This window comes from Microtetraspora sp. AC03309, assembly GCF_020826795.1.
In the GTDB taxonomy this organism is placed as follows: Bacteria; Actinomycetota; Actinomycetes; order Streptosporangiales; family Streptosporangiaceae; genus Microtetraspora; species Microtetraspora glauca.
Window position 1 is genome coordinate 35,132 of record NZ_JADDIL010000047.1, and the last position, 10,486, is coordinate 45,617.

At 69.4% G+C, this 10,486-nt stretch carries 9 protein-coding genes; 4 read left to right on the plus strand and 5 right to left on the minus strand.

What is annotated here, in order from left to right:
* Window position 1: 1 nt before the first annotated feature.
* From IMZ11_RS25565 to IMZ11_RS25575, 3 genes are read right to left on the minus strand one after another with little or no spacing between them, the layout of a single operon-like run.
* On the minus strand, window positions 2-820 hold the full coding sequence (locus IMZ11_RS25565) for a CoA ester lyase (RefSeq protein ID WP_228644897.1): 819 nt from the start codon (window positions 818-820) through the stop codon (window positions 2-4).
* Window positions 817-1,797, minus strand: a complete 981-nt coding sequence (locus IMZ11_RS25570; protein ID WP_031169926.1) for a MaoC family dehydratase — start codon at window positions 1,795-1,797, stop codon at window positions 817-819. The genes IMZ11_RS25565 and IMZ11_RS25570 overlap by 4 nt, the downstream gene beginning before the upstream one ends.
* The gene (locus IMZ11_RS25575; protein ID WP_228644899.1) at window positions 1,794-3,236 is read right to left on the minus strand and encodes a M17 family metallopeptidase; all 1,443 of its coding nucleotides are present in this window, start codon (window positions 3,234-3,236) and stop codon (window positions 1,794-1,796) included. Before IMZ11_RS25575 ends, IMZ11_RS25570 begins: the two co-directional genes overlap by 4 nt.
* Before the next feature lie 187 nt (window positions 3,237-3,423).
* Here IMZ11_RS25575 and IMZ11_RS25580 point away from each other — a divergent pair, with 187 nt between their 5' ends.
* The 4 genes from IMZ11_RS25580 (at window position 3,424) to IMZ11_RS25595 (ending at window position 7,445) form a co-directional block, all read left to right on the plus strand.
* On the plus strand, window positions 3,424-4,551 hold the full coding sequence (locus IMZ11_RS25580; RefSeq protein ID WP_228644901.1) for a M20/M25/M40 family metallo-hydrolase: 1,128 nt from the start codon (window positions 3,424-3,426) through the stop codon (window positions 4,549-4,551).
* Window positions 4,552-4,565: 14 nt separating this feature from the next.
* Complete coding sequence (locus IMZ11_RS25585; RefSeq protein ID WP_228644903.1) at window positions 4,566-5,330, plus strand: GNAT family N-acetyltransferase; 765 nt, start codon at window positions 4,566-4,568, stop codon at window positions 5,328-5,330.
* Window positions 5,327-6,646 (plus strand): M20/M25/M40 family metallo-hydrolase, encoded by a 1,320-nt coding sequence (locus IMZ11_RS25590; RefSeq protein WP_228644905.1) that lies wholly within the window; start codon window positions 5,327-5,329, stop codon window positions 6,644-6,646. Before IMZ11_RS25585 ends, IMZ11_RS25590 begins: the two co-directional genes overlap by 4 nt.
* A 394-nt stretch (window positions 6,647-7,040) precedes the next feature.
* Window positions 7,041-7,445: a DUF6221 family protein gene (locus tag IMZ11_RS25595; RefSeq protein ID WP_228644906.1), complete on the plus strand. Its 405-nt coding sequence runs from the start codon at window positions 7,041-7,043 to the stop codon at window positions 7,443-7,445.
* Between the two features lie 1,121 nt (window positions 7,446-8,566).
* Here the strand turns inward: IMZ11_RS25595 and IMZ11_RS25600 are convergent.
* Together IMZ11_RS25600 and IMZ11_RS25605 are read right to left on the minus strand one after the other, a co-directional pair.
* Window positions 8,567-9,355 (minus strand): hypothetical protein, encoded by a 789-nt coding sequence (locus tag IMZ11_RS25600; RefSeq protein ID WP_228644908.1) that lies wholly within the window; start codon window positions 9,353-9,355, stop codon window positions 8,567-8,569.
* Window positions 9,346-9,990: a hypothetical protein gene (locus IMZ11_RS25605; protein ID WP_228644910.1), complete on the minus strand. Its 645-nt coding sequence runs from the start codon at window positions 9,988-9,990 to the stop codon at window positions 9,346-9,348. Before IMZ11_RS25605 ends, IMZ11_RS25600 begins: the two co-directional genes overlap by 10 nt.
* Window positions 9,991-10,486: the final 496 nt, after the last annotated feature.

The following is a 10,486-nucleotide window of genomic DNA, read 5'->3' on the forward strand; positions in this document are numbered from 1 at the left end:
CTCAGTCCCCAGTTCCCCTTTTCTCATCGATGGCCGAGCCGGCCAAAATCCGGCGCGCGCGCTCGACGACCGGGGCGTCGACCATGACGCCCCCGACGGCGACCGCACCCTGCCCGGCCGCCGCGATCACCTCGCGCGCCCAGGACACCTCCTCCGGCGACGGCGCGAAGGCGGCCCGGATCGCGCCGGCCTGGACCGGATGGACTGCGAGCTTGCCCGCGTAGCCCTCGCGGCGCGCTCGCCCGGCGTCGGCGAACGTGGCGTCGTAGTCCCGCAGCGCCATGGTCACCCCGTCCACCGGCGCGGGCTTCCCGGCCGCGCGGGACTCCAGAGCCAGCCGGCTCCGGACCTGCCTGACGACGTCGGACTCCTGCTCGCAGCCGAGATCGAGGGCGAGGTCGACAGTGCCCAGCATGAGCCGCTCCACCCGTTCGACGGCGAGCATCTCGGCGACTCGCTCGACGCCGGCGGCGGACTCGACGAGGGCCGCCGACGGCACCGGGAGCAGGTCGCACACGCGTTGCAGGTCCGCCGCCGACTCGGCCTTGGGCACGACCACGCCCCGCAGGCCCGCGCAGCCGACCAGCGCGCGCAGATCGTCCGCATGCCACGGTGATCCTGCCGGGTTCACCCGTACCCAGGCGGATCCGCCGACGGCGAGCCAGCCCGCGACGTGGTCCCGGGCCGCCGGCTTGGCAGTCAGCGCCACGGCGTCCTCCAGATCGCAGATGATCTGGTCGGCGGCGCTCGCGGCCTTCGCGAAGCGCTCAGGGCGGTCGCCCGGGACGAAGAGCCAGGCCGGGCCTCGTACGGTGCTCATGCCACCAGCGCCGCGAAGGTCCAGTCGAGGACGGCTCCGCGACCGGCCACCGACGTCTGGGTGTTGAGCACGGCGATCGCGGTGCCGTCCCGGTAGGGCGTGACGCCCCGCACCGTGACGCGGCTGCGCACTGTGTCGCCTTCGAAGACGGGCGCGACGTGGTCGCACGCGAACCACTCGGTCACGATCACCAGCCCCGGGACCATCCGGCAGGTCTGGCTGAGCGCGAGCCCGATCGTGTGCCCGCCGTAGACGAGCCGGCGGCCGCCGGCGGCCTCCGCGTCGTGGTGCACCGCCGCGATGTTGACGGTGAGCCGCGCCAGTTCCGGCGCGCTCGAGACGACGTCGCCGGCCGCTAGCTCGAAGGTGTCGCCAGCCGCAGGCGGACCGCCGGGCGAGGGCGCCAGCGGCTTGAGCGACCACTGCGCGAGCCAGTCGGGGGCCGTCGCCACGTCCGGCACGGACGGTGCGGTGAAAAGGCCGTCGACGTGGGGGCCCGCCTCCGGGGCCGGCCCGGACCCGTCGCGGCAGGGCAGCAGCGCGCACCGGTCGAAAGCGAGGATGACACGTCCGGTCTGGTCCCGGGTCACGATGCTCAGCACCGCCTTGCCGCGCTCGGGCCGGTCGGGCCGGGACCGGACCCGGCGGAGAGCGACGACCTCGGTCGAGGTAACGAGGGTGTCGCCGAGGTACGGCGTCGCCCGCGGCCGCAGCCCCCGGTAGAAGAGGTTCGCCACCACCTGGCGGGTCACGACGCTCGACTGGCCGACGGCCACGTCCCAGACCACGCCGGGATACGCGAGGCCGGGACGTCCGGTGACCCGCTCGGCGAGCGTCTCGTCGAGGCAGAGCCGGAGCCGGTCGCCGAGGATCGCCCGGTGCTGGGCATGGAGCCCGGCATCCAGCGTGACGGCCGGCGCGGTGAAGGTGTCGCCGACGGCGAGGTCGTCGAACCAGGGACCGTCCACGACGCTCATGCGTCCTCCTCCAGTGCCGGCGCGCCGGCGGTCAGGTAGCGGGTGAGCAGGCGCACCCCGCGGCCGTTGGCGCCTGCGGCCCACCGGGCGTCGGCGGCCGGGCGCATCACCGTGAGCCCGAGGTCGAGGTGCGCCCACGGCACGCCGGACGCGAACGGCTCGAGGTACAGCGCCGCGGTGATGGCGCCGTACGGCTGGGGCGCGTCCGGGTCGAAGTTCCGGGTGTCCGCCACGTCGGAGGCGAGGGTGGCCCGGTAGGGCTCCCACATCGGCATCGCCCACCCGGGCTCACCGGCCGCGCCGCCGGCGGCCAGCACCCGCGCCAGCAGGGCGTCGTCGGTGCCGAAACCGGCCCACATGTCGGGGCCGAGGCCGGTGACCGAGGTCAGCGTCGCCAGGTCGACGATCGCGGCAGGGCTGGCCTCCACGGCGTACGCCATGGCGTCCGCGACCACGAGCCGTCCCTCGCAGTCGGCGTCGGTCACCTCGACGGTCCGGCCACCGCGATGGCGCAGGACGTCCCCGATCCGGACCGCGTCCGGGCCCGGCATGTTCTCGGCGCACGGCAGATAGGCCCGCACCGGCGCGTCGGAGCCCAGGCGGGCCAGCGCGACGAGGGCGCCGAGAACGGCGGCGGCGCCGGCCATGTCCGCCTTCATGGTGAGCATGCCCCGGGTGGGCTTGAGCGACAGGCCGCCCGCGTCGAAGGTGATGCCCTTGCCGACGAGCGCCGTGTGCGGGCCGTCGCCTCCGCGTCGCAGCTCGATCAGGCACGGCGGATGCACGCTTCCCCGGCCCACGCCGGCGATGCCGCCGAATTGCTCGCGCTCCAGCGTCGCGGCGTCGTGTACGCGTACCTCGAACCCGAGCGCCTCGCCGAGTTCCTGGCACACGGTCGCCAGCCGCGCCGGGACGAGTTGGCCGGGCGGCGTGTTGATCAGGTCCCGAGCGAGGTTGGCGGCCGCGCCGAGCGCGACCCCTTCCCGTACGGCATGCTCCGGTCCCCCGTGCCGACGCGGACCGGGGTCGAGCCGGGCGAGCAGGTCGGCGACGGTCCAGTCGGGGCGGTATCGGTACGTGCCGAGGGTCCAGCCCTCCGCCGCGGCGACCGCGCAATCCGGGTCGGCCTCCCAGCACCCGATCGCGTCGAGCACCGCCGGCGCGGATCCGCAGTGCCGGGCCGCCGCCATCGCGGCCGCCCGCACGTGGTCGAACGCCAGACCCGGCCGGGGATCACCGACGGTCACGTAGACGAGGTCGGGGCCGTCGAGGATGGGGACCCGGGCCACGTCGCCGGGCTCGGCCGGGCCGAGGCGAGCCCCGATCGCGTGCACGTCAACATCAACGCCGGCCTCCGCGAGGAAGCCGGCGACCGGGGCCGGCACCGCCCCATCGGTCCCGACCGGCACGACGACCACGTCCGCCACCCGTTCCGTCACCTGGTCCTCCTGAACACGCGGGCCGCCCGCTGCGCCCCGTCTCGTTTGAGCAAGCTAACCGGCGGCGCCGGCCGCCGTCGGTGTCGAACACCCAACCTCGGGACCGCCTTTCATGTCGGGCCACAAGAGTCGCCACCGCACCCGATGAAACGTTGGCGGCGCCGTCCAAAGCGCCGGAGGAAAACCCATGAACGCACCGTCCGTCGGCTCCCGCTCCCGGGTCGCCGGCGTCGTCGCGGCGTCGGTCCGGATGATCCGCTGCGAGTCACCCTCCACCGACCTCGCCGCGGTCGCCCGCAGCGCCGACTGCGTCGCGCGGGTCGGCGAGGAGATCCTGGGCCGCCCCGCCGAGCCGATCGTCATCGCCGGCCGCACCCACCTGCGCTGGCGGTGGGGAAAGGAACCACCTCGCGTGCTCGTGCTGGGGCACCACGACACCGTCTGGCCGCTGGGCACGATCGACACGATCCCCTGCACGGCCGGCGACCGGATCCGCGGGCCCGGGTGCCTGGACATGAAGGTGGGCCTCGCCCTCGCCTTCCACGCCATCGCCGCGCTCGACGACCCATCCGGGGTCACCCTGCTGGTCACCGGCGACGAGGAGCTCGGCTCTCCGACCTCCCGCGAGCTGATCGAGGATGAGGCCAGGGGCTGCGCCGCGGCCCTGGTACTGGAGGCCGGCGACGACTCCGGCGCCCTGAAGACCGAGCGCAAGGGCCGTGCCCACTACGAGCTGACCTTCGCCGGACGCGCGGCCCACGCCGGCCTGGAACCGCACCTGGGCGCGAACGCGCTGATCACGCTGGGCGCCGCCGTCGGCGCCGTCGCCGCGCTGGCCGACGACGCGGCGGGGACCAGCGTGACGCCGACGATGGCTTCCGCCGGTACGGCCGTCAACACGGTGCCGGACCGGGCCACGCTGACGATCGACGTTCGCGCCCGGACCACCGAGGAGCTGCGGCGGGTCGACGCCGCGATCCGCGGCCTGGCGCCGGCGAACGGTGATGTCACCGTCGAGATAGAGGGTGGCATCGACCGTCCGCCGCTCGATGCCACGATGACGGCCGGGCTGTTCGAGCGGGCCCGCGCCGTGGCGGATCGGCTGGGCATCGGCCCGCTCGCCGGCGTCGCGGTCGGCGGCGGATCGGACGGCAACCTCACGTCCGCTGCCGGGGTGCCGACCCTGGACGGCCTGGGCGCGGTGGGCGGCGGGGCGCACGCCCGCCACGAGTGGGTCGACGTGGCTCGGCTCGGCGACCGTCTCGCCCTGCTGACCGGGCTGCTCGCCGACCTGCTCGGCGAGGCCAGGCGATGACGCCGGAGCACGGAGTGTCAGTCCGCGAGGCGGCCGGGCTCGCCGACCTCGAGGCGATCGCCGCCCTCTTCAACCGGGTCTGGGACGGCGCGCCCGACTCCAGCCAGATCACCGTCGCGTTGCTGCGCGCCTTCAGCATGACCGGCAACTACGTCGCCGTCGCATTTGTTGGGGAGCATCTGGCCGGCGCCGCGGTCGGGTTCCTCGCGCCGCACAACGGATCCCTGCACAGCCACATCACCGGGGTCGAGGCGAAGTACCGCGCCCAGCAGATCGGCTACATGCTCAAGTGCCACCAGCGCGACTGGGCGCTGGGCCGCGGCATCGGCTCGATCACCTGGACGTTCGACCCCCTGGTCCGTCGCAACGCGTACTTCAACCTGGTCAAGCTCGGCGCCCGGGCGACGGACTACCTGCCCGACTGCTACGGCCCGATGCACGACGGGCTCAACCGCGGCGAGGCCAGCGACCGGCTGTTCGTCGAGTGGGACCTGCTCTCCCCAGCCGCCGTCGGGCCGCCCGAGGGCGACCATCGGCCGCTGATCACGGTCCGCGACGACGCGCTCCAGGTGGTGCCGTGGACCGGCGGGCCCGCCTTCGTCCCGGTCCCCGAGGACATCGAACGGGTCCGGGTCGAGAACCCCCTCCTCGCGCGGGCCTGGCGTGCCCACGTACGGGACGTGCTGGCCGGGGCCCTGGCCGGCGGCGCCGAGATCGCCGCCTTCGACCGGCGGCACGGCTACCTGATCACCTACCCAGCCAAGACAGGAGAACGATGACAGACCATCCGGACGTCGTGACGATCTGCTCCGACCTCATCGCGATCGACACCAGCAACTACGGCAAGGCGGGCAGCAAGGGCGAGCTGGCCGCGGCCGAGTACGTCGCCAGTCTCCTACGCGGGGCGGGGTACGACCCCGAAATCATCGAGTCCGAGCCGACCCGGGCCAACGTCGTTCTCCGGGTCCCGGGCGCCGACCGGTTGCTGCCCGGCCTGCTCGTCCACGGGCATCTCGACGTCGTCCCCGCCGAGCCGGAGCGGTGGACGGTGGCGCCGTTCGAGGGCCGGGTCGCGGACGGGTACGTGTGGGGCCGCGGCGCGACCGACATGAAGGACACGGTCGCGATGATGCTCGCCACCCTGCTGCGGTGGGCGGCCGACGCGACCGGACCACGACGCGACGTGGTCTTCGCCTTCGTCGCGGACGAGGAGGAGGACGGTGCCCTCGGCGCCGAGTGGCTGGTACGCAACCGACCCGAGCTCTTCGCCGGGGTCACCGCCGCCGTCGGCGAGTCGGGCGGGCGGCCCGTGCCGGTACGGGCGCCCGACGGGACGGTACGGCGGTTCTACCCGATCGCTGTCGCCGAGCGTGGCTCCCTCCACATGCGCGTCCGCGCGACCGGTACGGAGGGCCACGGGTCACGCCCGAACCCGGACAACCCCGTCGCCCGCCTGGTGACCGGCCTGGCCCGGATCTCGGCGCACCGGTGGCCGCTGGCGCTGACGCCACCGGTGCGCCGGCTGCTCGACACCGCCGTGCGGACCCTCGGCCTCGACGCCGACCTCTCCTCCGACGAGGGCGTCGAGGCCGTCCTCGACCGGATCGGGCCGCTGCGCGAGTACGTCGAGCCGTCGCTGCGCTGCTCGACGAACGTCACCGTGCTCGACGCGGGCTACAAGTTCAACGTGGTACCAGGCGAGGCGCACGCCGAGATCGACGTACGCTCGCTGCCCGGCACCGAGGACGAACAGCTCGCCATCATCGACGAGTTGCTGGGACCGTCCGTCACCCGGTCATTCCTGTCCTACCGCCCCGCGATCGGGGCCGGCTGGGACAACGCCTGGTACGACGCGATGGCCGCGTCGGTCCTGCGCCACGACCCGGACGGCGTGATCGTCCCGTTCTGTATGGGCGGTGGCACCGACGCCAAGCCGTTCGCCGAGCTGGGGATGGCGGGCTTCGGCTTCGCCCCGCTCGGTGAGGACCCCGACGGCCGCACACCAGCCGGCATGCACGGCGTCGACGAACGCGTGCCGATCGCGTCCCTGCGCAGCGGCCTCGACGTGCTGGACGACTTCCTGCGCACGGTATGACCCGCTACGGCGCCGCGAACGGACCGGTTGCATCCCCGCCTGACCCGCCGGGCTGCTTGGCTGGACCACGGCGACCTGCCCGTGCTGGAAGGCACGCTGATCCGGCTCACGGTGCAGCACCTGCCCGGTGACCGTGACCCGAAACCGTTGTGGCTGCGGTCGTCCCGCACCGGCGTCTGTCCGTCGTGCCCGACCTCTGATCCCGAACCTCAGGCGAGACAGGCCCGCTGGAAGCTCCAACGGGCCTGTCTCGCTCGTCATGAACCGGGCACTGCGACCAGCCTCTGGCCCCAGACAGAGAGACGTGTTTCGGGGATTGCCGCCCCACGCCGCGCCGTGCGGGCTCATGATGGATACGTAACTCTCCCCGCGAGTGATGAGGTCTGCGTCCCCGATGGATGACCTGATCGCGTTCGTGCAGGCTCGTATCGACGAGTCCTGGCAGATCGCCGCCACGTGCGAGCCGGGCCGCTGGTTCCCCTCACGTACGGCCGAAGATCCGAAGTCCTTCTCTCGTCAGGGCGTGTACGGCCGCCAGTACGTGGAGGTGTCCGACTGCGCTCAGCCGCGGATCGCGGTCACCCTGGACGCTGCGCATGAGCGGCACATCGTGCACAACGACCCGGCCCGGATCCTGACCGATCTGGCCGCCAAGCAGGACCGTCTGAAGTACCTGGCTCACGTGGCCGGCGGGAGCTGGGTCGATGCCGGAGAGCACGCCCAGGCCGAGCACCTGCTGCGCCTGGAGGCCACCGCCTACGACTGGCACGAGGACTACCGCCCGGAGTGGCGTCCCTGACAGCGCTCTCCGAGACGGACACGACGTCGTCCATGCGGCGCTCGGCTACCGCCCGGAATCCAGACAAGCGGGGCGGCGGGCAGGTCCAGGCCGGCACGCAGGTACTACAGAGGTGAAGTTCATCGGCCCGGTGTGCGCGTCTGGTTCGCGTCGCTACGTCCCTGAACCAGCAGAGTTTCCGGGTGGAGGAGTTGCGGCAACCAGCAGATTATTCGTCCGCTGGTTGCCGAATTACGAGCCTCAACTGCCGGGATGTCGCCCATTTGTCGGAGTCGGCGCATTTGGAACGCCCGTGACCGCCGGAATGCCGCAACCGGGCAGAGAAGCCCTGTGGGGCGTTCGGTTGTAGCCTTGCCTTGATCGTCACATTGGTCTGACCTGAAGATCGATCTCTGGGTGATCTACCGTGTGCCCGGAACGTGCCCGGTGCCCGTGAAAGTCCGCTGGTTGAGCTTCCCGGCGGCGTGCACGCGAGCAAACAACGAGCAACCAACGGGGGCCTGCTTCTCGGGCCGAGATCAGCCCGTATCGAGAAATCGCAGGTGGCAGGGCATATTCACTGATCAAGCTGAGTAGGGCGGGTGGGACTTGAACCCACGACCCACGGATTATGAGTCGCCTTGATCAATGCCGCCCTGTGCCTCGGTGTGCCGGTTTCTATCATTCTGTCCATCGTTGACCCCGCTGAAGTGCCACGTTGTGATGGCCCATTTCCCCCCGTGTCGCGTACACACGAGCAATCACCGAGCAACCAACAGGGCAACCGCACGAGCAACCATTGGGCACCCTGGCGAGCGATCAACGAGCAACCATGGAGCAGCCAACGAGAAACTGAGCTCGCTTGACTTGAAAGCCGGGAGGAGCGTGGTCTGTCCACTAGACTAGCCACGCTGCTCGACGCCCGTCGACGTGATCGGACTCGGCAGTGTCCTCAGGGGTACCGGTATGCGGCTTGACCTGGCCGGATGATTAATTGGTGCCCGCAGAGTCGTAGCGTTCGCCCAGATTCATGTAGGGCCTGCTTCCTGTACCCTCGTCGCCGCCGTGCTGGGCGGCTGCATTGAGAAGCGTGTGCCCGTAGCCGTGTGCTGTCGATTCCAGAATCGACAGCACACGTCAGGCTACTCGGAGAACCCGTGCTTCTTGAGGCGGTCGATCATTTGATCCATGGTCTTGGGTTCTAGCCAGGCGGCTCTTCTTCCGCCCTTCAGTGGCTCGCGACCTCCTACGAGAGTCCGTTCAGCGCGCAGTTGAACAAGGCCCGGATCCTCCAGAACCAGCCCTTGCGGCCCGACAGCCATGATCTTCGCGCCGTCCGTGAGAGGGTCGCCCGGATCATAGACACTCTGCTCGTACGGGGGCCTTTCCGAACCAAAGAGAAGGACGCGAGTTCCCGTTGGGATTGATTTCTCAAAATCCGCTGGAGATCGTTCGATCTTCCATTGCTCTACTGGAACGGAATCGTCTCGGATTACCGCACCTTGGTCGAATTCAATGAATGCGATGTTGCCTCGCAGTGAGGGAGTTCCTTTGACTCCCTTCAGTGGGTGTGTTATGCGCACCCTCATGAGGACCCGGTAGTCAAGTGGGCCTCCCGGAAAACTGTTGAGAATTGGCCCTTGCTGCCACCCGTCTACTACCCCCGCTGCGACGATTTGTTTCTTTTCAGCAAGAGCCTCTGGAGAATAGATAATCTCATAGTCGGCTTCGGATGTACGAAGCGCCGACAACTTCAAGGAGCCGTTGGATGGCTCCACATAGGGCTTTGCCTGTGTCGTGTCAGCTTGTACGGATGGCATGGCCGAAGATCTTTCTGTGGTGGCGCATCCGCCGAGCACGAGAACCGATGCGACCAGGAATCCAGCGCGACGGAGTTTCATATTCATCGGCCCTCTCTCGATCACGGCCACCAGGCGTTGACGTGGTCCTTGTTGTGGCTGTTCAGTTGCCATATCCATGGGTCACTCACGGGCGGGGCGCCGGGCTGCGTGACATGTCCGCTGACCATGCAGTCCCACTCGCCACCCGGGGGAATGCCGCCCAGTCCTCCGTCCGCATCGTAGTGGGCCAGCCCCAAGCTGTGCCCCAACTCGTGACATACCGTCTTGATGTACTGATGGTGAGGGTCATCGGCTGCGTCTACCGCCGCTTTGTTGATTTTTACGAAGCGCATGTCACACCAGCCGGGCTGGGAGGCTGTTCGAACTTTGCATGTGGTGGCGTCGCCATACCCGTCCTGGACCCACGCTTGAAACCAGGCGACGTCGGTTGCCGGGTCCCCGTCTTCGTTAGAATTCTTAGTATCGCAGGGATCCTGGAAGGGAACACCTGGAATGTCCGTTGCGCTGACCAGATAGTTCATTGCGCCGGGGATGTATGAGCGTATCGAATCAGGTACTGAGGTCGTGTAACAGTAGCTGTGGGTGCTCTTGTCGGGGTAGATGCCGTCCCATGGCCAGGGAGTGGCCGATGCGGACGACACAGTGGTTGCCATTGCAAGTATTGCAATCGAGCCGATGGTTGTGACGCGGCGCATTGCGCGCATGCATTTCCCCTTCCTGTAAACAGGAGATAGCGCGATGACGTGAAGTCATGCTCTTTGAGGGCGTCTCTTGGTGATCTTTGTCGATCTGTGCCGGATGTCAAGATCCATCTTTGTGGTGTGATCATCACGCTACATAAAGTGAGGTGGGTATGTATTCGTGCCGGACGTGGTGAGTGGGGGCATATGAAGGTTCAACTGTGACACCCGAAATTCCCAGGCCGTCTGGGAATCGGTCATGCCCTCGGCGAAGTGGTCGGCCGCCCGTATCCGCATCCGCTCCCGGCGTAGCCGCTGCTCCGCGGTCAGACTGCCGCGATCGGGATGCCTCATGCACTTCAGGTAGCACCGCGACGATGGGCTGCCAACTCGTGTCGAGGTCGGGGCATATAACCCTCGCTTTTGAAGGTTTCTAGTCGCAACATTTCCATGGCTCGGCGACGCAGGGGCGGCTCCAGTTGCATCACAAGGCAGGACGTATCCGGCGGGGGTTCGGCTT

Coding starts and splice junctions, on each gene's coding strand:
- IMZ11_RS25605 (WP_228644910.1), bottom strand. CDS start 9,990: ATGCGCGCAATGCGCCGCGTCACAACCATCGGCTCGATTGCAATACTT.
- IMZ11_RS25590 (WP_228644905.1), top strand. CDS start 5,327: ATGACAGACCATCCGGACGTCGTGACGATCTGCTCCGACCTCATCGCG.
- IMZ11_RS25595 (WP_228644906.1), top strand. CDS start 7,041: ATGGATGACCTGATCGCGTTCGTGCAGGCTCGTATCGACGAGTCCTGG.
- IMZ11_RS25565 (WP_228644897.1), bottom strand. CDS start 820: ATGAGCACCGTACGAGGCCCGGCCTGGCTCTTCGTCCCGGGCGACCGC.
- IMZ11_RS25570 (WP_031169926.1), bottom strand. CDS start 1,797: ATGAGCGTCGTGGACGGTCCCTGGTTCGACGACCTCGCCGTCGGCGAC.
- IMZ11_RS25580 (WP_228644901.1), top strand. CDS start 3,424: ATGAACGCACCGTCCGTCGGCTCCCGCTCCCGGGTCGCCGGCGTCGTC.